Origin of the sequence: Alteromonas sp. D210916BOD_24 (genome assembly GCF_047159385.1) — a bacterium.
Taxonomy (GTDB): Bacteria; Pseudomonadota; Gammaproteobacteria; order Enterobacterales; family Alteromonadaceae; genus Alteromonas.
On record NZ_AP038333.1, the window covers coordinates 3,278,372 to 3,302,074 of the forward strand.

The window sequence follows — 23,703 nt, forward strand, 5'->3', positions numbered from 1 at the left end:
CTACTCCTTACCAGCTGGCTTTCTTAAGGCCAGGGACTTCACCGCGCATCGCTGCTTCGCGAAGCTTGATACGGCTAAGACCGAATTTGCGTAGGTAACCATGTGGACGACCAGTAACACGACAACGGTTACGTTGACGAGACTTACTAGAGTCACGTGGCAGTTGTTGTAGCTTCAGAACAGCATCCCAACGCTCTTCTTCAGAGGCGTTAACATCGCTGATAATCGCTTTAAGTGCGGCGCGCTTTTCAGCATACTTAGCTACTAGCTTAGTACGCTTAGCTTCACGTGCCTTCATTGATTCTTTTGCCATAACCCTACACCCTTACTTTTTGAATGGGAAGTTAAACGCGTCCAGCAGAGCACGTGCTTCTTCATTAGAGCTCGCACTGGTAGTGATAGTAATATCCATACCACGAACTTTATCCACTTTATCGAAATCGATTTCAGGGAAAATGATTTGCTCACGCACGCCCATGCTGTAGTTACCACGACCGTCGAATGATTTTGGGTTCAAACCACGGAAATCGCGGATACGCGGGATAGCGATTGAAATCAAACGCTCTAGGAATTCCCACATACGCTCGCCACGTAGGGTTACTTTACAGCCAATCGGATAACCTTCACGGATTTTAAAACCCGCTACTGATTTTCTTGCAACTGTAACAACAGGCTTCTGACCGGCGATAGCCGTCATGTCAGCTTGAGCATTCTCAAGTACCTTTTTGTCAGCAACTGCTTCACCTAAACCCATGTTTAGAGTGATTTTTTCAATCCGAGGGACTTGCATGACGCTTTTGTATCCGAACTGCTTAGCAAGTTCAGCTACTACTGTTTCTTTATAGAAATCATGCAGTTTCGCCATCGTACTCTCCAATATAATTAAACAAGTTCGCCGTTAGACTTGAAGAAACGTACTTTCTTCTCATCTTCGAAACGGAAACCAACGCGATCTGCTTTGCCCGTTGCCGGGTTAACAATCGCAACATTAGAAACGTGAATAGAAGCTTCTTTCTCAACAATGCCACCAGCTACGCCCAGTTGTGGGTTTGGCTTAGTGTGCTTCTTGACAAGATTTACACCTTCTACAATTACACGGTTATCAGCAATAAGCACTTTAAGGACTTTGCCTTGTTTGCCTTTGTCTTTACCCGCTAATACGACTACTTCATCATCACGACGAATTTTATTAGCCATTATCGTGACTCCTTATAGTACCTCTGGGGCCAATGAGATGATTTTCATGAAGTTTTCACTTCTCAACTCACGGGTAACCGGGCCAAAGATACGCGTACCAATTGGTTGCTTGTTTGCATTAAGCATAACAGCCGCGTTACCGTCAAAACGGATGGTAGAACCATCTGCACGACGAACGCCTTTTCTAGTACGCACCACCACTGCGTTCAGTACGTCACCTTTTTTAACTTTACCGCGAGGAATTGCTTCCTTAACAGTAACTTTGATGATGTCACCGATACCTGCATAACGGCGATGCGAGCCACCAAGAACCTTAATACACTGAACCCTGCGAGCGCCGCTGTTGTCTGCAACGTCCAGGTTAGTTTGCATTTGGATCATGTTAGTGCTCCGCTCTTAAAAATTAAGACTCTCCCGAGTCGTTAGTGCTGCTAAAAACAACTGGATATCGTTGCTTTTATGTACATACCCCCATAAAAAGGGCGCGAAATAATAACAGAAAACTTTTGGAAGTGATAGCGGTAAATTGAATTATTTTTAAACTATATGAGCATGAAAAAAGCCCCGACTAAAAGCCGGGGCTGATAACCACGTCACAGGTTATCAAGCAGGATCTTTTAGTGCATTTGTGTGGCTTTGTAATTGTTTATTTAGATGCTTATATATGCATTCTTTCAATCGGCTAACCCCAACGGGTTTTGATATGAAGTCATCCATACCTGATTTCAAGCAATTTTCTTTATCTTTATTCAACGTATTCGCGGTAAGTGCAATTATAGGTACTTTTGTTCCATTAGCCTCTAAAGCTCTAATGCGTTTAGTCGCTTCGATACCATCCATTACTGGCATAGAACAATCCATTAAAATAATTGAATAAGGACGGTTATCTTCCATTGCCTGTTGGACTTTCTGAATCGCTATTTCACCGTTTTCCGCTAACTCAGCCTTCACACCAACCGATTTTAACAGCGCGACAATTAACAGTTGATTTATCTCGCTATCCTCTACAACTAACGCTTTTAATGCAGTCGATAAAGCTTCATCAGCATTAGTGTGAAGTTCGTTAACGATGTTCATTAGGACTTTTACCCATCGGTTATGACACAAAAAAGGCCAACAGAATGCACTGCTGACCTTTTAAACTTATGTCATATACCGACAGATAAAAGTGAAAAAGCTCGTCAATTAGTCTAATAAGACGGCTAACTTTTTAATAAAGCACGTTAATTTCATAGCCAGTTGGCGTATCAGCAGGCTCTACAGTAACGATATAGTTTTCTTCTTCTGTGAAGCCAAATAACGCAGTTCTGTCCAGTAAGATTTGTTCTTCATTATCATCTTCGTACACTGCAATGACTTCATAGTAATCCGATGGCAATACTTCAGTTGTGTTTTCAGCAAATTCAAGATTCTGAACATCGTATTCTGCCGTATCAATGGTTTCGTCGTTGCGCACTAGGTAAAAATCCACATCGTCGAAGTCGTCTACTAAGTTGATAAAGTTAACCGTTTTATCGTATGCCTGTGGCAGCCCACTTTCCACAAATGTCGCGGCTCCTAGTTTGTCGTTTGTTGCGTAAATCAAAATGGCTTTACTCTCGCCCTGATTTAAAGTGATTAGCTTATTGTTTAGTGCGGTAACGGTGCCAGTAGGATCAGTAACTGTCACGCGATAATCGCCATAACGTATGGCAGAAAAATCAGAAAGTTGACCTGCGGCTAGCGTAAAACTGACGTCTTCTTCGTCGGTATTTCCACCAAAGGTAACTTGAAGAGGCGTATCAATATTAGTGGAATTATAAATGCGATACTGTGAATCAGCTTCGACATCAGTTAGTGCAGTAACCGTCGAGGAATTCAAGATGGTGTCTACGACTAATCCTTCCTGAATAGCGCCGCTGACATTGCGCAGTGTCATTAGATACTCAGTTTCGTATATAAAATCTATAGTTTGCGACTCGAAGATAACCTCATCACCTCCCGGCGCCGTCAGATAAATTGTATATTCACCTTCATCGAAATCATCACTGTCATCGTCTGTATCCCAATAACTCAGTTCAACCATCTCACCCGTTGTGATCGTACCTAGGAAATTCGCTGCTTCAAATGGGTCGCCAGATTCACTCATATAGAAATCATACGATGTATCATCCACGGCTACGGAAAGTGCAAATAAGCGGAAGTGATCTTCCAACGTTTCGCGCTCAAAAGAATACACGGTAAATGTCGGGGCATTAAAGTCTCCGCTCATAACCACAATGGTTTTATACCCCTCTCTTAAATCAACTTCGAGTTCCTCAATGAACACCTCTTGGTCATCGGAATCAGTTCGAATGAATTCAAGTTCTATCTCACCACTTTCCATCGAATACATTGAGGTGGTGTCACCAAATTGTGCAGACCCAAAACTGTCTCCATCAACTTCTCGCATTTCGACGTTAGCGCCATTTGGCGATGCGTTATAAAACTGAATGTACGCGTAGGTATAATCTGAACTACTCCCATCAGACCCACCGCAAGCTGAAAGCCCGACAAGTACGATTAACCCAACGGCGATAGCACGCAGCCATGTGACACAGAGCGAGGGTTGAGAAATCAATTGCATAAATTGAATGTCCTTCCAATATTTTTGTTAGATGAAATTTGCTACAAAGCGGCATGTATTTCGGCAAGAATTGCTATATAAACACGCACAATACAGCGATAAGGCTGTTCGGGAAGGGGGGAGTTCATCGCTTTACGCAATCTTTGCAAAACTTGCGATTCTTTATCAAAAGATTACATTTTGATGCATTTTAACTTGGTAGAGTTTTGTACCTGACTGCCACTTAAATTGTGGCTAAACTGGTTAAAACTTCTGCATTTAAATAGAAAAAAACCCACATTACAGCGGGCTTTTTATAGATCGATAATTAAAATTAGGTATTTCGTTGCCTAACGATTTCGTACAAGCATACGCCAGTCGCCACTGAAACATTGAGACTGGTCACACTGCCCGCCATGGGTAATTTAACCAATTCATCACAGGTTTCTTTAGTTAGTCTTCGCATACCTTTTCCTTCCGCCCCCATAACAAGAGCCGTCGGTCCTTTCAGATCTACATCGTAAAGTGTTTTGTCGGTTTCACCTGCGGTTCCCACTATCCATAAACCTTTATCTTGTAGATGCTTTAGGGTACGTGCCAGATTAGTAATTTGTATGAGCGGTACCACTTCAGCAGCGCCGCACGCGACTTTTCTTACCGTGCCATTAAGACTGGCTGATTTATCTTTAGGTACAATAACCGCGTGAACCCCAGCGCCATCAGCTGTACGTAAACACGCGCCTAAATTATGTGGATCCGTCACACCATCAAGAACAAGTAAAAGCGGTTGAGGCTCTTTCGCTAAAATGGCGTCCAAATCTCCTTCATCTAACACTCGCGCAGGCTTGGCTCTCGCCACAACCCCTTGGTGTTGCTCCCCGCCGACTTTGTCATCCAATGCTTTTCGTTGACAAAATTGTACTGAAATTCCAAATCGACGGGCCTGGTTCACAATACTGGTCAGGCGATCATCATTACGCCCTTTTAACACCAATACTTCCATCACACGCTCGGGCTCTTTCTCTAGAACTGACTGCATAGCGTGTAAACCGTATAACCATTCTTGCTGCGCCATCTAACGCTTACCTCTTTTATTCAATTTCAACGTCTTGCCTGTTTTCGAGCCGCGCTTACTTGCGGTTTTCCTAGCACCTTTTGCGCCTTTTTTATCCTTAACTCCAGAAGACTTATCGTTCGCCTTTTTGACAGAACTTACTTTGACCTTCTTACCGCTGCGGCCGCGCAGCATAGACTTATCAAGCAATAAATCAATCTTTCTTTCATCCAAGTTAACCGCGGCGACTTTGACTTCTACGGTGTCTCCTAACCTGAATTGACGATGACCAGACTCTCCTACCAGCGCCTGTTTCACATCGTCATAGCGATAGTAATCATCGTCTAAGGAAGTAATATGCACTAAACCATCAATGTGATATTCGGTCAGACGAATAAACAAGCCAAAGTTAGTGACTGAACTGACCACACCTTCAAATGAATCTCCCACGTGGTCCAGCATAAACTCACACTTAAGCCAGTCAGACACGTCTCGGGTGGCATCATCTGCTCGTCGCTCTGTCATTGAACATTGCTCACCCAATTGTTCAATCTCTTCGACAGTGTAGTTTTTCGCGCCACTTACCTTATTTTTACCGCGCTGTTTCGCAATTATGCCTTTTAATGCACGGTGAACCACAAGATCGGGGTAACGGCGTATGGGCGAAGTAAAGTGTGCGTAGGCCTCAAGCGCTAACCCAAAATGGCCTACATTATCCCCATCGTAAATTGCCTGTTTCATTGAACGAAGTAACATGGTTTGAATGAGCTCTTCGTCTACTCGACCACGCGTTTTTAATACGACATCTGTAAAGGCTGCAGGTTCGGCGTCTTCACTTATACGGTGAGGAATACCAATTTCGCTTAAATAGCTGGTAAATGCGGTCAGTCTGTCTGCATCAGGTTTGTCATGAACCCGATACAACGAAGGCGCCTCATGTTTTTCGAGCATGAGTGCAGCGCTGACATTTGCCATGATCATGCATTCTTCGATAAGTTTGTGTGCATCATTGCGCACCAACGGCACAATATTTTCAATTTTACGCTGCGCATTAAACACAAATTTTACTTCTTGCGTTTCAAACTCAATAGCACCGCGTTTTGCACGCGCCTTTTTAAGGGCGCGGTACAAGTCGTGCAAATTACGCAGATGAGGAACGTGTTCCTCATACCGTTGATGCAACTCTTTGTCGCCCTGCAGAATATTCCACACCTTGGTATAGGTAAGCCGAGCGTGGGAATTCATTACCGCCTCGTAAAACTGAAACTCTTCCAGCTTTCCTTGCGCGCTAACCGTCATTTCACAAACCATACAAAGACGGTCAACTTCCGGGTTTAGAGAGCACAATCCATTTGACAGTACTTCGGGTAACATTGGAATAACCTGATCGGGAAAATAGACCGAATTACCCCGCTGCTGAGCCTCATCATCTAAAGCCGTTCCAGTTCTCACGTAATGACTTACATCTGCAATAGCAACCCATAATTGCCACCCACCATCGTCAAGCGGCTCACAATAAACCGCATCATCAAAGTCGCGGGCGTCTTCACCGTCGATGGTCACTAACGGCAGCTGACGTAAGTCAATACGCCCTTCTTTAGCTTCATCGGGAACGCTGTCAGTCAGCTTTTCGATTTGCTTAGCCACCCCTTTTGGCCATTGGTGAGGGATATCATAAGTACGAATCGCCATTTCTATTTCCATACCAGGTGCCATGTGTTCACCTAGTACTTCCACTATTTTACCCACCGGATTCATCTTACGACGAGGTCTTTGGGTGAGTTCAACAACGACCACCTGTCCCATTCGAGCGCCATGAGTACTTTCTGGTGGAATAACAATTTCGTGTTGCAGACGGCTGTCATCAGGTACCACCATACCAAAGCCTTGCTCGACAAAATAACGCCCTACTATAGGCTCATTTCGTGGTTCAATGACTTGTGTAACGAAGGCTTCCTTTCTGCCACGGCGATCGGTACCACTCACTCGAGCTTCAACAACGTCATCATGCAAAAACAGGTTCATCTGTCCTGCACTTATGAATAAGTCACCACTTTTATCTTCTGGACGCAGAAAGCCATAACCATCGCGGTGTCCGATTATGCGTCCCGTGATTATTTCATCGCGGTTTTGAAGTATATATTTTTTCTGTTTGGTAAATTGGACCTGCCCTTCGCGCTCCATGGCACGTAGACGACGCTGAATTCCTATACGTGCATCTTCATCAAACGCATTTACCAAATTACATATATCAAGAAATGACAATGGCCTGTCATGCTCTTTTAATACGCTCATTAAGTATTCTCGACTTGCGACCGGTTTGTCGTACTTCTCTTTCTCGCGCTGATAATGCGGATCATCACTCATGTATTTATAAATTACCTTTTGTCTACTATCTAAATTGGTTTACTGGAAAGTCTTTCTCTTCCCTAGCCCGATGTTTTTTTGCATTGGCGTTAACTTACACAATTAATTCAATTGTGAATGTGGCTCGTGCATGGAAGCAGAGCCCCCTTCGCTAAAAACACCAGTTTGAAATGGGTAGCCACATCGATTTAAATTGGTTCATGTGGTTGTTTGATGCACAGTATAACAGTATTCGCAGAAAAACATTGCGAACTAATTACATCCATGTCGAAGCGGTTTTTCCTTTGTTGGAGCAATGTAACGATAAAAAGACTGACATCACCTTGTCACATATCAGCCGTATAAAATTAATACAACCTCATAGCGTCTATGAACCTAATAAAAGAAAATTGCATTATGGATAGAAGACTATTTATCAAACTTTCGTCACTGACAGGCGCTAGTATGGCAGTATCAACGGGACTAGTGGGCTGTGTTTCAAATACAGGCTCGTTAAGTCCAGCGGCCTTTACGCATGGTGTTGCCAGTGGCGATCCTCAACAACATGCCGTCATTATATGGACCCGCGCAATGCCACCCTCTCCCTCAGTTAAAGCTGATATCTCTTGGGAAGTGGCGAGTGATGAATCTTTTACTACGATTGTCGCTAGTGGCAATGTTGAAGCCTTAGCCACCCGTGATTTCACTGTGAAAGTGGATGTAAAAGGTCTAGATCCGTCAAGCCGCTATTACTATCGATTTAACAGTGCAGATAACGAAAGCCCTATCGGCCAGACGCTTACGCTACCAACACAAAGCGTAGAAAAAGTAACTTTTGGAATTTTTTCCTGTTCAAATTACCCAGCTGGCTTTTTTACACCTTATATGGAAGCTGCCAAACAAAATGATATCGATTTTGTTCTGCATTTAGGTGACTACATCTATGAATATGACGGCAGAGGCTATGCCACCGAACACGCGAAGGAGATTGGTCGCACTTTTGCCCCTGACAACGACACTGAGTTGTATTCGCTTGAAGACTACCGCAAGCGCTATGCCCTTTATCGCACTGATCAAGGATTACAAACACTACATCGCCTTAAACCCTTTATCGTGGTGTGGGATGACCATGAAATATCTAATGACACGTATAAAGACGGTGCTGAAAATCATCAAGAAAATGAAGGCGATTTTTATGAAAGACGCGCAGCTGCGGTGCAAGCCTACTATGAATGGCTACCGATCCGCCCTCCCTTCGGTGACGCGCGTTTAGAAATTTATCGCCAGTTTACTTTTGGTAAACTGCTTGACCTATATATGCTCGATACCCGTGTATTGGCGCGTGACAAGCAACTGGAATATGCCCACTATCGACACCCCCAAACCAAAGAATTCGATGAGGTAGCCTTTATGCAGGACTTGGCTAATCCCGCTCGCGGGCTGTTAGGTGAAGACCAGCGAACCTGGTTACATACCGCCATGCAAAGCAGTAACGCTAAGTGGCAAGTACTTGGGCAACAGCTACTCATGGGTCGAATGCACTATCCCGCTTCAATTTTTAACGGCATCCCGCGCAAAGACATTCCAACTCATGTTCACACACTTGCCAACCTAAAACGCAGGCAAATGAAAGGCAGTACGCTATCAGAACAGGAATTGCAGCTTATCACTACTACTATGCCCTATAATTTAGACGCCTGGGACGGCTACCCTGTAGAACGTGAACAATTGCTTATACAATTAAAACAGTTAAACAAACCCATCATTGCCTTAGCTGGAGACACCCACAATGCTTGGCTAAATACGCTGACGCTTGAAGATGGTACTGTTGTTGCTACCGAACTCGCCACACCAGGTGTAACGTCACCTGGCATGGAACATTATCTCGCAATGGACGATAATAGTGCTTCCACGATGGCTGACGATCTTCCATTACTTGTTGATGATCTTACTTACTGTAATCTTCACCAACGGGGCTTTCTTACTTTAGCGGTAAGCCATAATAATGCTACCGCAACATGGCATTACGTGGATGACATTTTAACATTGCAAGGCAAGGTGACTGCGACTCATACTCATGTGATATCCGCCTAAGTACGATGCAACCCTGCGAGATAAATCACCTAAATATCAGGGTATTATTTAGTTATCTATGGGTGTAATCTAAATGTGAGTTGGCCCGGAAATAAACATAATTTTAATGACACACATGGTCGAGGAAAAGACAATGAAAAAATCTCTACTGTTACTTACTGCAATGGGTGTGGCGAGTTTACTAAGTGCATGCAGCGCAGAACATGGCACCACCCAATGTACCACGGCTCCAGAATCTGAATGGCAAAACCAAGATGCATTTCAAGCACAACTGCTAGCCCAAGGGTATAAAATTAACGAGTTCAAAGTGACTGGTGGTAACTGTTATGAAATTTATGGATTTGATGCCCAGGAAAACAAGGTTGAAATTTACTTCAACCCCGTTGATGGCAGCATTGTGAAAGAAGAGCGCCACTAATAGGTATTTACTCAGCGCTACTGCTATTCAGTAGCGCTATTAACCATATACTTGTGGTCACTTATCTTATCAATGCGTATCGCAGTAATACCTTCACACTATACCTTTATGAAAAATACCATCTCACAGCCACACGACCTCTACATCTGGGACCCGGTAGTCAGACTTTGCCATTGGGGCATCGTTTTAGCATTTTTCGTTAACTATTTTATTGTGGAGCCCGGCCGGTTGATTCACGAGGTGACCGGTTACACGGCTAGCGCTTTAGTCTGCATTCGTATTGGCTGGGGAATGATAAAAGATAGACAATCACTTGCCAGCTTCAAACATATTGATCTTAGCCGCAACGCATTTGCTGTGCATATTCGTCAGCTAACACAAGGTAAAGTGGCTAAAACACATGGGCATAATCCATTCGGTTGGCTTATGGTGATGGCTGTTTGTGGGTTATTACTGGGTTTAGGAATAACCGGTTTCATGATGGAAGAAGTTGATATCTTCTTTGGAAACAGTACCTTGGAAAATATTCACGCAATCTTTGCCAACACCTTGTACGGATGTGTACTAGTACATATCGCTGCCGTTTTTGTGGTTCAACACAAAGGCAAAATAGAGCTTATCCGCCCAATGCTCAGCGGTAAACGTAAAGGCGACTAAATTTGGTTTAATAACGCGGTTGACGTTCCTCAATTTCAGTCATTTTAACTATCTAAAGGTCGCTTTGCGGCACGTACAGCTTTTGGATGCATGAGTTTTTCAAGGCGAGTGAGATAAGTGGAAATTTGCGCGTGCTGCTTTTTGTCATCGGTTACCGAATTATATAGCCAGTGATAGGCATCCTCGTAATCATAAGGACTACCATACCCTTCTAAAAACAAGGCGACTAAATGAATTTGCGCTTTCAAATGATTTAATGCTGCCGCTTCTCTTAAATAGACCACTGCGCGATCTTTGTCTTGTTGCACCAAGGTACCGTTTGCATAGTAACGCCCTAATTGTTCAAGCGCTGCGGGTAACCCCTGATCTGCGGCATCTTCTATATAACCAATTCCCCTAGCAGGCTCTGCGTCTATGCACACACCCCATGCCAGCATATCCCCCCATAAAAATTGATAAGCGGGCACTTTGAGCACATCTGCTCTTGCTTCAATATCTTGCACTAGCTGGCATCTGTCTGCGACCACTTTATCAAGATGAGTGTTACTGTTAATGAGTTCTATCAATGCATCCTGGCTATAAAGTTGCACAGCACGCAGTTCTTCAATTGTTTCCCCCTCAAGGGCATCAACAGTAGAAATTGAACTAACAGATAAAGTACTCAGTAGTAGGAGTGAAGAGAAAATATGTTTCATGGCTATTAGGTTATTTAGTCAGCAAGCTTAATAGGGTTATCGACAGAGTATAGAATATCTTAACTAAACCCGCTGACCTTGACTGCGTATAGGCCACTAATGTCCACTTTTTCGAGGACACATTGCAGATTGAATGTGACGGGCGTGATCGGCCAAGTCTATACCTAGGTCAGTAAGGTAGCCACCATCCGGTTGAGTAATTAAGCCTTTTGCATACAGCCTCGAAGCGGCGTTAACCATAGTTTGACTGGCGTCATGGTGGATCTTTAAACCTTGAAGTAAGCTATCAGTAGGAAATTTAAGGAGTAAGTTTAACTCGTCGAGCATGTCGTGATCGAAGGTACTCATGAAACCACCTTAGGCAAATGTTGGTTAATTAGTATTTTGTTATATCACACACAAACTGAGCCCCTGTAAAGATTATTTTGTAACTTAAACGAATAATCCCCCATTCATACCGCGAACTGATCGGACTTTAGCGCTAAATAGTATATTCTTGCCAATAATTACAGAAGCCGGATATCACAGCCATAATGAAGTACAAAGATTTACGTGACTTTATTCGCCAATTAGAAGCGAAAGGCGAGTTGGTTCGCATTAGCCAGCCCATAGATACAGACCTTGAAATGACAGAGATTGCCGATCGCACATTGCGTGCTGGCGGCCCCGCACTGCTATTCGAAAACCCCAAAGGTCATAACATGCCAGTTCTGGCAAATTTATTTGGCACTCCTGAGCGTGTGGCTATGGGTATGGGACAAGAGTCAGTGGCATCACTTCGCGAAGTGGGCAAGCTGTTGGCTTATTTAAAGGAGCCAGAGCCTCCTAAGGGTCTAAAGGATTTGTGGGAAAAACTCCCTGTTTTCAAGCAAGTTCTTAATATGCCAGCGAAAGTACTTAAAAAGGCTCCGTGCCAAGAAGTCGTATTAAGCGGTGATGACGTAGATTTGTCGAAAATTCCTATCCAACGCTGTTGGCCTGGTGACGTGGCGCCCCTCGTTACATGGGGATTAAGTATTACCAAAGGTCCTCACAAGAAGCGTCAGAATTTGGGTATCTATCGCCAACAGGTGATTGGTAAAAACAAGCTGATCATGCGCTGGCTATCTCATCGAGGTGGCGCTTTAGATTTCCGTGAATGGTGCCAAACGCACCCAGGAGAACCTTACCCTGTCTCTGTTGCCTTAGGGGCAGACCCCGCCACAATATTAGGGGCAGTGACTCCGGTACCAGACACGCTGTCAGAATACGCGTTTGCGGGACTTCTTCGTGGCGATAAAACTGAAGTAGTCAAATCCATTAGCAATGATTTACAAGTACCGGCGAGTGCCGAAATAGTCCTTGAAGGCTATATTGCTCAAGACGAAAAAGCCCCAGAAGGGCCTTATGGCGATCACACGGGTTACTATAATGAAGTTGACGATTTTCCAGTATTCACAGTTACCCATATTACGCACCGTAAAGATCCTATCTACCACTCTACGTATACCGGTCGTCCACCCGATGAACCCGCCATTTTGGGTGTCGCACTTAACGAAGTGTTTGTGCCTATTTTGCAAAAACAGTTTCCCGAGATAGTGGATTTTTACTTGCCGCCAGAAGGTTGCTCGTATCGCATGGCTGTTGTAACGATGAAAAAGCAATATCCAGGGCATGCCAAACGGGTAATGATGGGGGTATGGTCGTTCTTACGCCAGTTCATGTATACCAAGTTTGTTATTGTGTGTGATGATGATGTAAACGCCAGAGACTGGAATGATGTTATATGGGCTATCACGACCCGTATGGATCCGGCTAGAGACACCGTGATGATTGAGAATACCCCAATTGACTACTTAGATTTTGCCTCCCCTGTGTCTGGTCTGGGTTCAAAAATGGGTATGGATGCCACGAACAAAATGCCAGGGGAAACCGATCGCGAATGGGGTGTACCCATTGTGATGGATGAAGCAGTGAAGAAACGGATTGATGATATCTGGGACGAACTTGGTATCATGTAAGGACGATATATTGTCCAATCGAAGGCGATACGCTAAGCAAAAAGGTTAGAAGAGAATTCATGTCAGAAATAAAGTGTCAGGTTGCAAGCATCACGCCTTTAACCGATGTTGTACAAAAAGTGGAATTGATACCCGCCTCGGCGGTAAGTTTTAAAGCAGGCCAATACGCTATGGTGCTCATGGGTGAAAACGATATGCGCCCTTTTTCCATTGCCAATGCAGCCTATGACAATAGCCGTATTGAACTGCATATTGGTGCAGAGCCTGGCAACAATTACGCAGGTGAAGTGCTAGCGCAGATGCGTGCCAATTCAGAAATTACACTGAGTATTGGAAACGGTGAAGCCTTTTTACAGAGCAACGGCTTACCGATGATTTTAATTGCAGGTGGAACGGGGTTTTCATACACCTATTCTATCTTGCAAGAACACCTTCACAGCGGCGACAAGACGCCTGTGACCCTCTATTGGGGTGGACGGCACGCCAGCGACCTCTATCTTGCCGACGAGCTATCTCAATTGGCTAAAAAGTATGATCATTTTACTTTTGTCCCTGTAGTGGAATTTGCCTGTGACGATTGGAAAGGCCGCACCGGATGGGTTCATCATGCTGTGATGGCCGACCACGCCAGCTTCGAAAATGTTCAAGTGTACGTAGCGGGACGCTTTGAAATGGCCAAGGTAGTGCGAGATGACTTTACGCAGCGAGGCTTAAAAGTAGAAAACCTGTTCGGCGATGCCTTCGCCTTTATTTAAGGTTTTTACTTTCAGGTGCTGGTTATGCCAGCACCGTGCTTCTTTATCAAACGCGATATCTCATTGTAATAAGCCGTTGCGATAAGTCGTTGCGATAACTCGCAGTTACACGGGTTTACTCCAATTGTCCGTTTTCATCATATTCGTTATGGTGATTTTACAAACACTGGAGAAAACAATGATAACAACCCAATACACCAACAAGTCCCGAACACCTCGACTGATTAGCGCACTGTGTGCGGCAGTTTTGCCTGCCCTTTCCGCGGCGGCTTTTGCCCATGACTCTGACAACTCTGCGACCAATGACGCTTCCCTTATACAACGCGACGCGCTCTATCACATCGCTGAAAACGTCTCTGCCCAGCGTATTGAAGATGACATCACCAGGTTAGTCAACTTCGGTACCAGACACACTTTGTCAGAAACTGACTCTGACACACGTGGAATCGGTGCTGCTCGCCGTTGGATTAAAGCCGAGTTCGACAAAATTTCCGCCGATTGCGGTGGATGCTTAGAAGTCTATTTCCAATCAGAGATAATCAGTGGCGAAAAACGCATACCCGATCCCGTTGAGGTAGTTAGCGTAATAGCCATTCAGCGTGGCACTACAGATCCCGACCGCTATGTGATCATGTCTGGTGATATTGACTCTCGAGTTTCAGATGTCATGGACTATACCTCTGATTCGCCAGGTGCAAATGACAATGCTTCAGGCGTAGCAGGTACACTGGAAGCCGCGAGGGTGTTAACTAAGTATAAGTTTAACGGTTCTATTGTATACGCAGCCCTTTCTGGTGAGGAACAAGGGTTATTTGGCGGGCGAATTATGGCCAATCAAGCCAAAAAAGACGGTTGGAGAATTAAAGCCGTGCTCAATAACGATATGATTGGCAACATTGAAGGAGTCAATGGTGTGATTAATAACACCACAGCGCGCCTGTTTGCGGAAGGTACTCGTGTAACTGAAACTGATGAAGAAGCACGTAGGCGTCGTTTTACCGGAGGCGAGGTAGATTCACCCAGTCGCAACCTCGCCCGCTATATCGATAACATAGCCGATCAATATATTGAAAACCTCGATACTATGGTGATTTATCGCTTAGACCGGTTTGGTCGAGGTGGTCACCACCGACCATTTAATGACCTGGGCTACCCGGGTATTCGCATTATGGAAACTAACGAAAACTACACGCGTCAGCATCAAGATTTACGCACTGAAAACGGTATTGCTTATGGAGACACGTTAGACGGGGTCAATTTCGAGTACGCAGCAAAGCTTACGGGTCTTAATGCAGTTTCACTTGCTGCTATGGCCTGGGCACCTAACCCACCTGTGAATGTCACTATTGAAGGCGCAGTTCAACCCTCTACCACTTTGAAGTGGAATGCCCTAGACAGTAAACAAAACCCTCAGCTAAAAGGCTATAAAGTATACTGGCGACATACAGACGCCCCGCAACGGGAGTTTAGCAAATTCGTGGGTAATGTGACTGAAGCAACGCTGGAAAATATTGTCATCGACAATTATTTCTTTGGCGTAGCCAGCGTAAACAAAGACGGGATAGAAAGTGTAGTGGTTTACCCTGGTCCTGCTGGTAGTTTTGGTGAATAACCCTTAGGCTGAGGTAGTTCATAGTACAAAACGGCAAGCGGTTAGCGAGTAATAGCTGCCGCTTGTACGTTGATCATCTAAAATGCGCCCATTGGATCAAAACTTCCATCTGCATTAAAGTGTAACAAAAGCATGTTTACATGCGCATGGAGAATTATTTTGCCAACACAACCCGCTTGCCTCACCCAAATCCAGCCCAGCAACTTTGTTTTTCTCATAAGCTTAATTGCTGGCTTTGTAACATTTTCTTCTCAGGCAACTACCACGCTCGCGGCATCCCCTTTTGAAACGTATGTCAGTGATGATGGTGAGCCAGCTAGGCTCAATAAGATCGTTACTGCTGCCTTTAATAGAGCCAATATCGATATAGAATTAAAGGTAATGCGCGATGCTTTTCTCGGCAGTTCAGTATTAACAGGAAAAGTAGACGGTGAATTTGCACATGTTGACTTGGGTGAGAACAAAAGCGACTTCCTCTTATCTGACGTCTACTTACCCATATACCTTTACGCTGTTAGTAAGCGTTACGATGTCGAAAACATTAAATTGTTTCCCCATCTAAATAACAACCGCGTAGCCATTGAAAACCGCTTTGCAAATACACCAACTTTTCGATTGTTAAAAGAGATTAAATGGTCAAGAAACCCATCTACATTCGATGCTTTCAGGCAACTGGCCGACGACCGCGCACCCTACCTCATTACCACTCAATTGTTAGCAAATGAGTTTAATACCCTACTCGCCTATGACGACGAAGAATTACTGCATTTTTCAGCAAAGCCATTGGTCCATTCGGGTTTTCAACTGGCTATCCGTAACACGGTAACCAACGCAGCAAAAACCATCCATGCCTTCAACAGTGCGGTAGCCGATATGCAACACGAAGGTGAGTTCAATGTATTGCTTGGTATTGCATGGTTAACCAAAGATATTGATGGTGACGGTATAGCCGATTTTATTGGCCACTCATCTATCACTCGCCCTTATCACCGTCATGATTTAGCCTATTCACTCGATGGCATGGCCACGTCAGAAAAAAGCCGCTTTTTTATCGATGGACAGGCCTATGCTTCACGGCAACAAAGTGACTCAGCGCTACCTCAACTGGCTGAAGAGCACACTACCCCATCACTGTTGGATGCCACCATTTATCGTCAACTTATTCGCAAGTGGTAGCCCTAGCTTTTTTCAGGGATATACATTTCCAAAATAGTCAGTAGCTCTTCGCCATCTACTGGCTTGGAAACATAATTGGAAAACCCTGCTTTCAACGCTTTTACTCTGTCAGAAGTGTAGGCATAAGCCGTTAGCGAGACCGCGTGTAGTGACGCAATTGTTGGGTTTTCACTGGCGCGTATTTTGGTAATTAATCCCAAGCCGTCTAGTTCAGGCATACCAATGTCTGAAAGCAATAAATCAAAAGCGTCAGGCATATCGTTGAGCTCTTTCCATGCCAGTAAACCATTCCTAACTACATTGACTCTTGCACCATTAGACTCTAAAAACAATTTGATGAAATCTCTGGCATCCTGTTCGTCTTCTGCCACTAAAATGCGCAGGCCATCAAGGCGCAATGATTCCGTTAAATCGCTGATTTCAGAGCGTTTAGTCTCAATAATATCGTCGTGCAAATTCAATGGTGCAATGGGAAGTGATACGAAAAAGGTTGTACCGGTGTTGGGTCCATCACTGTCAGCGTATATTTCCCCGCCATGCATTTCGACCAGGCTTTTTACGATGGAAAGACCCAAGCCCAAACCATGGCGATTATGCTCGTTTCTTCCCTGATAGAAACGCTCAAAGACATGATTGAGTTGGTCACGAGTCATACCTTTACCGTTATCTTTTACGCGGATAAGATAATTAGAGTGTTCCCGCTTTCCTCTCACGTGCACCATTCCACCTTTAGCGGTAAATTTAAGCGCATTACTTAAGAGGTTATTTATGACTTGCTTAATACGAAGACTGTCGCCTAATATTTGAGTATGTTCGTCTTCACAATTAATAGTCAGCTGGATATTCTTACTGGCAAAGCCCGCTTCAAAAGACTTTGCTACCTCAGTGATGGCATGGGCCACTTTCAGCGAATGGGTACTTAATTTCATTGTCCCTGATATGATCCGGGATAAATCGAGAATATCGTTTATTAACGCAGACTGAGTGGAAGCAGCTCGCTTTATCACACCTAGCGCATCAGTCATTCGATCGATATTAGCCACGTCCATCAGCGCCAAATCTGTCCAGCCTACAATGGAATTAAGCGGTGAGCGAAGTTCGTGAGAAATACTGGCAAGAAACTGATCTTTTGCTTTATCCAACTCTTCGAGTTTATTAATTTGCCTATCTAAAGAGGCCTTTAAACTGAGTGCATATGGAATAAATAGATGATCGAAGCCTTCAATGATTAACTTGTCATCCTCACTCCATTCCTGTGATTCGTCCACTACACTTTGTAAATACATTTCGAAAGAGTTTCGGGGGGTTAGTGATTTACCCACATCCTTTGAAGCAGCCTCTTTTCCAGCCCAGCGAATCATTTTATCCCGTTGCTCGCGGAACCACACGGTGTAATACCCTAACTTGGCAGATACACAAGAGATATACATGCCTCTAATACCATTGAGTTCACATCCGTCGTCCACTACATCTGTCAAGCGATTAACCGCAATCGACTGCTCTGAATTTGCAATGGCAAACTTCTCGAGCAAACTCGAAAGTGTAGATTCAGAAGGGGTTTTACCTACCAAATAATTCCCAGATGGGGTAATGACAGCCATACCACTTGCCTCAGCAACGTCGAGTAATTGCGGCTCTTTTTGCGTGATGGCCTCCAACGGATTGACATAGGTGGTCAGCTGGTGAACGATATTATTCAACTTGCGTTGACGATTCTGAAATTGCTCTTTTTTCTCATGCAACGCTTTGGTATGCAGTTGCCATGCATATAGGTGGCCTAAAGACTCACACACTAGACGCTTTTTCTGATCAATATATTTCGGTGAGTTGTGATGGCACGCAACCAATCCCCACAACTTGCCTTCAAACACCAGTGACACTGAAAAGGAAGAGCGGATCCCCATATTTTTCAAATATTGAATATGGACTGGTGATACAGAACGCACCATAGACATAGATAAATCGATGGGCTCTCTGCTTTTTTCAGACAAACTCGGTATTAAACGAATCGGGGATTCTTCAACGTCGTAAACACATCTCACTCTGTTTTGCAGATAAAGCTCTCGTGCTTGTTTAGGGATGTCTGAGGCGGGAAATTTTAGCCCTTTAAAAGCGCGATTTTCAGCATGTGTTGCCTCGCCAATCACTTCACCACAGAAGGCTTTATCAAACTGGTAGATCATCACCGACTGAAAGCCTATATATTTTTGAAATAGCACCGCAATGGCATCGGCTACGTCGTTAATTGAATCACAATGATCTACATCTGGAAGCAATGGCCGAATATCCACATCCATCGGTACCCATTGTCTGGCTGCTTCAAAGCTCAATTGTGGTGTAGGCTCTAACTCAATAACCAAAAGACCATTCGAGTCAAAGGCAACTCCACTGCCTTCCTTTTCCCAGTCTTCAAGGTGTAAGGCGTTTTCAGCAAACTTCCATTGGTAGGCGTGGCGTGTTTTCCCCCCTTTAACTAACTCGTGAATCGTTTGAAAGGTATGAGATTCTGGAGAGGGCGTATCTATCAGTTCAGTTATAAGGGTTTTACCGGGGATCACTTGGGTTTTAAAAAGCTCAGAGATATTACTACTCACAACCTGAATGACTTTATCCCTTGGATCAAGCGCTATGACGTAGCCGAAACTTTGTACACTTTCAATTAAGTGGATGGCTTCATCTTCACAGTTTTGAAGCGAGGGGGCCTGGTAGCTATTCATCTGCGATCCGTCTGTGATATTTGAACGCCTATGGTGAAGCAGAAGTAACCCCAGTGCAATGAATTATCTGCAAGTTGCTGAATTACCATATTATAAAATTTGAATCTTTTGGCTTTGCTGCAGATTACGTCCCTCTACACCACAAATATGCGAAAAATGTTGATCTACATCAAGGCTCCTTATAAACTTTCAGTAATTTCTGAAACTTTATCAAGGAACATATATGAAGATGACTCCACTTATTACATCAGCCGTGATGCATTTTGGTGAAATGGGTAGCCGCTGGGGCTTCAACAGAACTGTAGGTCAAATACTCGCACTTATCGTACTTAACGAGGAACCAATCTCAGCGCAGGAAATTGCCGACGCATTAAATATTTCCCGTGGCAATACCAGTATGGGGCTTAAAGAACTTCAATCATGGCGTTTGGTGAAACAACACCTGGTGCCGGGCGAACGAAAAGAGTTCTTTATTCCTGCAGGAGACATATGGACTCTGGCAAATCGGGTATTTGAAGAACGACGTAAACGCGAAATCGATCCCACCATGAGTCTACTACGAGACCTACTATTAGATGCCCCAGCCAACGAAAAAGAAGCCAATGCTCAGAATAAACTGAACGAAATTCACGATTTACTCGAATCAATTACTGCATGGTCTGAAGAGCTTCAAAATCTCGGGCCTGAAAAGTTAAACACTTTAATGAAGCTAGGTTCTGGCGTAGGCCGTATGCTTGAGCTTAAGGACAAGTTATTGCCGGGGAAAAACAGCGTTAACTAAGGGGACTTTCTGTGGATGCATTCTTGCTGTCTCGTTTACAATTTGCGTTAAATATCAGTTTTCATATTCTTTTTCCTACCATCACAATGGCAATGGGGTGGTTTTTATTTTACTTCAAGCTACGCGCTAACCTGTCAGGCCATCCTGTTTGGATGCGAATGTACCGCTTTTGGGTAAGGGTATTTGCACTTAGCTTTGCCCTTGGCGTCGTAAGTGGCGTTACCATGTCGTTCCAATTTGGCACGAACTGGCCTGGCTTTATGGAAAAAGTCGGAAATGTGGCAGGCCCTCTATTGGGTTACGAAGTACTTACTGCCTTTTTTTTAGAGGCTACGTTTCTTGGGATCATGCTATTTGGCATACGACGTGTGCCCAATTGGCTACACACAGCTGCAACGCTAATTGTGGCACTGGGAACCACCACTTCCGCTTTCTGGATTTTAGCGCTCAATAGTTGGATGCAAACACCACAAGGGTTTGAGGTAGTAAATGGTGTGGTTTATGCCACAAATTGGCAAGAAATAATCTTTAATCCTTCTTTCCCCTATCGCTTCATACACATGATGTTGGCATCAGGTCTTACCGCCAGCTTCCTCATTGCAGGCTTGTCTGCCTATAGAATGCTAAAAGGTGACAACAAGCTCGCGCCAAAACTAGCATTAAAAACTGCAACCTACACTGCTGCGGTTCTCATCCCTCTTCAAATATTTGCCGGTGACATGCATGGGCTAAATACCTTAGAGCACCAACCGCAAAAAGTGGCTGCTATGGAAGGACTGTGGGAAACCACACAAGGTGCGCCTTTATTATTGTTTGCAATCCCCGATGAGAAAGGCAGAGAAAATCACTTTGAGGTGCCCGTACCTTATGGTGCCAGCCTTATTCTAACACATGAACTACAAGGAGAAATTAGGGGACTGAACGAATTCGAGGGCGCGCACCCACCCGTCGCGCCGGTCTTTTTCGGTTTCAGGATCATGGTAGGTATGGGCATGTTGATGTTAGCAGTTTCATGGCTTGGTAGCCTTTACCTAATTCGCAATAAAACCTTTCCTATCTGGCTTAAACGCCTATTTACCTATATGGCGTTTAGCGGCTGGGTGGCAACCCTCGCAGGCTGGTATGTCACTGAAATTGGACGACAGCCGTACTTAGTTAGCGGTGTACTTAAAACGGCTGAAGCGGTTACTCAACTTCCTCCAGCCAATATCGCGCTGTCATTTGGTCTCTATTTGGTTATTTATAGCGTGCTGTTGGTTGCCTTTATGGGGACTCTTACCCTCATGTGTAGACGAGCTGTCGAAATTGAAGAAATAACCTCAGAGGAACGGGAGATGGCTAAAGCTAAAATGCAACCTACTAACCCCGATCCGCAAACCATTTAAGGAGCCGCTATGTTTGACACTATTTCTACAGAAATGCTCGGTAATATTTATGTGGGACTGTTAGGGTTATCGGTGTTTCTCTACGCCGTATTGGATGGCTATGATCTTGGCGTCGGCGTCCTCATTCCCCCAAGAACGGAAGCCTTCAGAGACGACATGATTGCCTCAATTGGGCCCTACTGGGATGCCAACGAAACCTGGTTAGTACTGGCTATCGGGCTGTTGCTGATTGCATTTCCAGAAGCCCATAGCGCGTTTCTACAGACGTTGTACTTACCTGCGACTTTTATGTTGCTAGGGTTAATTCTCCGCGGTGTGGCATTTGATTTTCGCGCCAAAGTAGTACAGGTCAACAAGCGTAAATGGGACTTGGCATTTAAATATGGTTCTCTGCTGACTACATTGGCTCAGGGCTATATGTTGGGCATTTATGTTACGGGATTGCGTACCGACCTGTGGGCACAGGGCTTTGCCCTACTTGCTGCCTTTGGCGTTACAGCAGCGTATGCCTTTATTGGTGCATGCTGGCTTATTCTAAAAACAGAAGGTGAACTACAACAAAAAGCCTACTACTGGGCTCGTCGGGGACTGGGGGTACTAGGGGCAGGTATCATAGCCGTAAGCTTAGCTAATTTGGCATTACACGATGATGTAAGGGCACTATGGCTATCAGCGCCGTGGGGCTATGTACTTTTTGCCATTCCCGTGGCTTGCTTTGCGCTACTCGCACTGTGTGCCGTTTTGCTGAAAAAATTGCCTCAACTACAAGGAAAAGGAGAATGGCTCCCATTCTTTATCGCCCTACTCGTGTTCCTCCTGTGCTTTTTGGCTTTCGCAATAAGCTATTACCCATTTATCATTCCAGGTCATATGACGGTTGCGGAAGCGTTGAGTGATGGGAACTCACTGCGATTTTTATTGGTCGGTGTGGTCATAGTCGTGCCCATTATTCTGACTTATACCGCATTGGTATACCGAATATTTTCAGGAAAATCAGAAAAGCTGTCTTATTACTAGAGCCTGTTGATCTTGGGGGTACATTGTTGCAGCGGTCTGTGTGTCGTCTAGACAAAGCGGATGTTTGAAGGTCTAGTGGGCCTAAATCGAAAACATTCAACGCTGTATAGCTGGTACACAGGCGCTGCTCTATGGGGTTGTCATGGTTTGCATGCCCCCCTTTCTTGCTTTCTTCTGCTAGTGTTGCTCGCGAATTACAGTGACCTCAACTTCTACTCAGATCATAAAAATCTGTCTATTTTTAGCTATAACCGCTTTGTTAAAGCAGTTATAGATAGAAATAAACGTGATCCTTTTCCACATTCTGGCACTAAAAAATAATGAAAAAGATGGTTACCACCACCTTGACATCAAAGTGTAATATTACTATATTTCATTTGGGGTAATTTTACTAAGAAGGAGCCAAGCTATGGAAAATGTTTTTCATTCATTTTCACGGTTCTTCAAGCGCGCACACCCCTATACGGTCGCTCATTATATTGGCCGTAAGAATGCGCAGCGTATCCTAGGATGTAAAATCAAAAAGAAATCCAAGATATTCGCAGAACAGCACGTTGAAGACCAAAATCATTAATATTAGATGGGGCCATGAAGATGGCCTCATTTTTTTTATCTCTGATCCCCATCAAGACCGACGTTGCACTTACTGACACCTCTAACCCCATAGCAAACAGATAGCTGCTGTGAACAAAGCTTCTAACAACTGACTACGAGCGCTAGTCACGATGCTTTTTATTCATTTACAAATGGCTTAACGGCACCGCGGTGGTGTATTTAATTTGCTCCATAGCAAAACTGGATGTGACATCAGAAAACTCAATACCACTAACTAACCGCTTATAGAAATGATCAAAGCAATCCATGTCTCTAACCAATACCTTTAGTAAATAATCATATTCGCCAGACATACGGTAACACTCCACCACTTCATCGAATGAAGCGGCATGCTTAGCAAAGGTAGCTAACCATTTTCCGTCGTGCTTACCTGCTTTCACTTGAACAAACACTGTCATAGTGAGCCCCAGACTGCGCGCTTGAAGCAATGCAACCCGCCGGGTAATAATGCCTTTGTCTTCGAGTTTCTGAATGCGCCTCCAACACGGCGTTACTGTTAAGCCCACTTTCTCTGCCAATTCAGCGACCGGTGTTTCTGCGTTTTGCTGAAGCACACTAAGGATGGCGCGATCTATCTTATCAATGGTGTCTTGCTTCACT

General features: G+C 44.4%; 22 protein-coding genes. 10 read left to right on the forward strand and 12 right to left on the reverse strand.

Annotated features, from left to right (window positions below):
* Nucleotides 1-7: 7 nt before the first annotated feature.
* From rpsN to rnr, 8 genes are all read right to left on the reverse strand, one after another.
* Nucleotides 8-313, reverse strand: coding sequence for a 30S ribosomal protein S14 (gene rpsN, locus ACMCM8_RS14230; RefSeq protein WP_071980725.1), 306 nt, complete (start codon nt 311-313; stop codon nt 8-10).
* 12 nt (nt 314-325) lie between these two features.
* On the reverse strand, nt 326-865 hold the full coding sequence (gene rplE / locus ACMCM8_RS14235; protein ID WP_071816102.1) for a 50S ribosomal protein L5: 540 nt from the start codon (nt 863-865) through the stop codon (nt 326-328).
* A gap of 17 nt (nt 866-882) precedes the next feature.
* Nucleotides 883-1,197 (reverse strand): 50S ribosomal protein L24, encoded by a 315-nt coding sequence (gene rplX, locus ACMCM8_RS14240; protein WP_014950912.1) that lies wholly within the window; start codon nt 1,195-1,197, stop codon nt 883-885.
* 12 nt (nt 1,198-1,209) lie between these two features.
* Nucleotides 1,210-1,578, reverse strand: a complete 369-nt coding sequence (gene rplN / locus ACMCM8_RS14245) for a 50S ribosomal protein L14 (RefSeq protein ID WP_012519228.1) — start codon at nt 1,576-1,578, stop codon at nt 1,210-1,212.
* Between the two features lie 222 nt (nt 1,579-1,800).
* Complete coding sequence (locus ACMCM8_RS14250) at nt 1,801-2,274, reverse strand: response regulator (RefSeq protein ID WP_412723254.1); 474 nt, start codon at nt 2,272-2,274, stop codon at nt 1,801-1,803.
* Nucleotides 2,275-2,407: 133 nt separating this feature from the next.
* Nucleotides 2,408-3,802: a DUF4397 domain-containing protein gene (locus ACMCM8_RS14255; RefSeq protein WP_412723255.1), complete on the reverse strand. Its 1,395-nt coding sequence runs from the start codon at nt 3,800-3,802 to the stop codon at nt 2,408-2,410.
* Nucleotides 3,803-4,115: 313 nt separating this feature from the next.
* Nucleotides 4,116-4,856 (reverse strand): 23S rRNA (guanosine(2251)-2'-O)-methyltransferase RlmB, encoded by a 741-nt coding sequence (gene rlmB / locus ACMCM8_RS14260; protein ID WP_412723256.1) that lies wholly within the window; start codon nt 4,854-4,856, stop codon nt 4,116-4,118.
* Entirely contained in the window at nt 4,857-7,202 is a 2,346-nt protein-coding gene (rnr, locus tag ACMCM8_RS14265) for a ribonuclease R (protein ID WP_412723257.1), read from the reverse strand.
* 396 nt (nt 7,203-7,598) lie between these two features.
* Here rnr and ACMCM8_RS14270 point away from each other — a divergent pair, with 396 nt between their 5' ends.
* From ACMCM8_RS14270 to ACMCM8_RS14280, 3 genes are all read left to right on the forward strand, one after another.
* Nucleotides 7,599-9,275 (forward strand): alkaline phosphatase D family protein, encoded by a 1,677-nt coding sequence (locus ACMCM8_RS14270; protein WP_412723258.1) that lies wholly within the window; start codon nt 7,599-7,601, stop codon nt 9,273-9,275.
* A gap of 133 nt (nt 9,276-9,408) precedes the next feature.
* Nucleotides 9,409-9,693, forward strand: a complete 285-nt coding sequence (locus ACMCM8_RS14275) for a PepSY domain-containing protein (RefSeq protein WP_412723259.1) — start codon at nt 9,409-9,411, stop codon at nt 9,691-9,693.
* A 108-nt stretch (nt 9,694-9,801) separates the two neighbouring features.
* The gene (locus ACMCM8_RS14280; protein ID WP_412723260.1) at nt 9,802-10,350 is read left to right on the forward strand and encodes a cytochrome b/b6 domain-containing protein; all 549 of its coding nucleotides are present in this window, start codon (nt 9,802-9,804) and stop codon (nt 10,348-10,350) included.
* Nucleotides 10,351-10,394: 44 nt separating this feature from the next.
* On the opposite strand, the gene ACMCM8_RS14285 is transcribed toward ACMCM8_RS14280, so the two are convergent.
* Nucleotides 10,395-11,045: a tetratricopeptide repeat protein gene (locus ACMCM8_RS14285; protein ID WP_412723261.1), complete on the reverse strand. Its 651-nt coding sequence runs from the start codon at nt 11,043-11,045 to the stop codon at nt 10,395-10,397.
* 96 nt (nt 11,046-11,141) lie between these two features.
* Nucleotides 11,142-11,393, reverse strand: coding sequence for a TIGR02647 family protein (locus ACMCM8_RS14290; RefSeq protein ID WP_412723262.1), 252 nt, complete (start codon nt 11,391-11,393; stop codon nt 11,142-11,144).
* A gap of 185 nt (nt 11,394-11,578) precedes the next feature.
* On the opposite strand from ACMCM8_RS14290, the gene ubiD reads away from it, so the two are divergent.
* The 4 genes from ubiD (at nt 11,579) to ACMCM8_RS14310 (ending at nt 16,588) form a co-directional block, all read left to right on the forward strand.
* Nucleotides 11,579-13,045, forward strand: coding sequence for a 4-hydroxy-3-polyprenylbenzoate decarboxylase (ubiD, locus tag ACMCM8_RS14295; RefSeq protein WP_412723263.1), 1,467 nt, complete (start codon nt 11,579-11,581; stop codon nt 13,043-13,045).
* A gap of 59 nt (nt 13,046-13,104) precedes the next feature.
* Complete coding sequence (fre, locus tag ACMCM8_RS14300) at nt 13,105-13,800, forward strand: NAD(P)H-flavin reductase (RefSeq protein ID WP_412723264.1); 696 nt, start codon at nt 13,105-13,107, stop codon at nt 13,798-13,800.
* A gap of 178 nt (nt 13,801-13,978) precedes the next feature.
* Nucleotides 13,979-15,412 (forward strand): M28 family metallopeptidase, encoded by a 1,434-nt coding sequence (locus ACMCM8_RS14305; RefSeq protein WP_412723265.1) that lies wholly within the window; start codon nt 13,979-13,981, stop codon nt 15,410-15,412.
* Between the two features lie 159 nt (nt 15,413-15,571).
* Nucleotides 15,572-16,588 carry a substrate-binding periplasmic protein gene (locus ACMCM8_RS14310; protein ID WP_412723266.1) on the forward strand — a complete coding sequence of 339 codons (1,017 nt, stop codon included), beginning with the start codon at nt 15,572-15,574 and terminating at the stop codon, nt 16,586-16,588.
* 2 nt (nt 16,589-16,590) lie between these two features.
* On the opposite strand, the gene ACMCM8_RS14315 is transcribed toward ACMCM8_RS14310, so the two are convergent.
* Nucleotides 16,591-19,305: an ATP-binding protein gene (locus ACMCM8_RS14315; protein WP_412723267.1), complete on the reverse strand. Its 2,715-nt coding sequence runs from the start codon at nt 19,303-19,305 to the stop codon at nt 16,591-16,593.
* A 223-nt stretch (nt 19,306-19,528) separates the two neighbouring features.
* Between ACMCM8_RS14315 and ACMCM8_RS14320 the strand changes: the two genes are divergently transcribed.
* The 3 genes from ACMCM8_RS14320 to ACMCM8_RS14330 are packed head-to-tail and all read left to right on the forward strand — an operon-like array spanning nt 19,529 to nt 22,488.
* A complete protein-coding gene (locus ACMCM8_RS14320; RefSeq protein ID WP_412723268.1) occupies nt 19,529-20,086 on the forward strand; it encodes a GbsR/MarR family transcriptional regulator in 558 nt (185 codons plus the stop codon).
* 11 nt (nt 20,087-20,097) lie between these two features.
* On the forward strand, nt 20,098-21,471 hold the full coding sequence (locus ACMCM8_RS14325) for a cytochrome ubiquinol oxidase subunit I (RefSeq protein WP_412723269.1): 1,374 nt from the start codon (nt 20,098-20,100) through the stop codon (nt 21,469-21,471).
* A gap of 9 nt (nt 21,472-21,480) precedes the next feature.
* Nucleotides 21,481-22,488: a cytochrome d ubiquinol oxidase subunit II gene (locus tag ACMCM8_RS14330; RefSeq protein WP_412723270.1), complete on the forward strand. Its 1,008-nt coding sequence runs from the start codon at nt 21,481-21,483 to the stop codon at nt 22,486-22,488.
* Nucleotides 22,489-23,228: 740 nt separating this feature from the next.
* On the opposite strand, the gene ACMCM8_RS14335 is transcribed toward ACMCM8_RS14330, so the two are convergent.
* Nucleotides 23,229-23,687, reverse strand: coding sequence for an Lrp/AsnC family transcriptional regulator (locus ACMCM8_RS14335; protein ID WP_412727734.1), 459 nt, complete (start codon nt 23,685-23,687; stop codon nt 23,229-23,231).
* Between the last annotated feature and the right edge of the window lie 16 nt (nt 23,688-23,703).

Bases quoted from the DNA above. Each gene is read 5' to 3' on its own strand.
- ACMCM8_RS14315 (WP_412723267.1), bottom strand. From the start codon at position 19,305: ATGAATAGCTACCAGGCCCCCTCGCTTCAAAACTGTGAAGATGAAGCC.
- rlmB (WP_412723256.1), bottom strand. From the start codon at position 4,856: ATGGCGCAGCAAGAATGGTTATACGGTTTACACGCTATGCAGTCAGTT.
- rnr (WP_412723257.1), bottom strand. From the start codon at position 7,202: ATGAGTGATGATCCGCATTATCAGCGCGAGAAAGAGAAGTACGACAAA.
- ACMCM8_RS14320 (WP_412723268.1), top strand. From the start codon at position 19,529: ATGAAGATGACTCCACTTATTACATCAGCCGTGATGCATTTTGGTGAA.
- ACMCM8_RS14280 (WP_412723260.1), top strand. From the start codon at position 9,802: ATGAAAAATACCATCTCACAGCCACACGACCTCTACATCTGGGACCCG.
- rplN (WP_012519228.1), bottom strand. From the start codon at position 1,578: ATGATCCAAATGCAAACTAACCTGGACGTTGCAGACAACAGCGGCGCT.
- ubiD (WP_412723263.1), top strand. From the start codon at position 11,579: ATGAAGTACAAAGATTTACGTGACTTTATTCGCCAATTAGAAGCGAAA.
- ACMCM8_RS14255 (WP_412723255.1), bottom strand. From the start codon at position 3,802: ATGCAATTGATTTCTCAACCCTCGCTCTGTGTCACATGGCTGCGTGCT.
- rpsN (WP_071980725.1), bottom strand. From the start codon at position 313: ATGGCAAAAGAATCAATGAAGGCACGTGAAGCTAAGCGTACTAAGCTA.
- ACMCM8_RS14270 (WP_412723258.1), top strand. From the start codon at position 7,599: ATGGATAGAAGACTATTTATCAAACTTTCGTCACTGACAGGCGCTAGT.
- ACMCM8_RS14290 (WP_412723262.1), bottom strand. From the start codon at position 11,393: ATGAGTACCTTCGATCACGACATGCTCGACGAGTTAAACTTACTCCTT.
- ACMCM8_RS14285 (WP_412723261.1), bottom strand. From the start codon at position 11,045: ATGAAACATATTTTCTCTTCACTCCTACTACTGAGTACTTTATCTGTT.
- ACMCM8_RS14250 (WP_412723254.1), bottom strand. From the start codon at position 2,274: ATGAACATCGTTAACGAACTTCACACTAATGCTGATGAAGCTTTATCG.
- ACMCM8_RS14330 (WP_412723270.1), top strand. From the start codon at position 21,481: ATGTTTGACACTATTTCTACAGAAATGCTCGGTAATATTTATGTGGGA.
- rplX (WP_014950912.1), bottom strand. From the start codon at position 1,197: ATGGCTAATAAAATTCGTCGTGATGATGAAGTAGTCGTATTAGCGGGT.
- ACMCM8_RS14275 (WP_412723259.1), top strand. From the start codon at position 9,409: ATGAAAAAATCTCTACTGTTACTTACTGCAATGGGTGTGGCGAGTTTA.
- rplE (WP_071816102.1), bottom strand. From the start codon at position 865: ATGGCGAAACTGCATGATTTCTATAAAGAAACAGTAGTAGCTGAACTT.
- ACMCM8_RS14305 (WP_412723265.1), top strand. From the start codon at position 13,979: ATGATAACAACCCAATACACCAACAAGTCCCGAACACCTCGACTGATT.
- fre (WP_412723264.1), top strand. From the start codon at position 13,105: ATGTCAGAAATAAAGTGTCAGGTTGCAAGCATCACGCCTTTAACCGAT.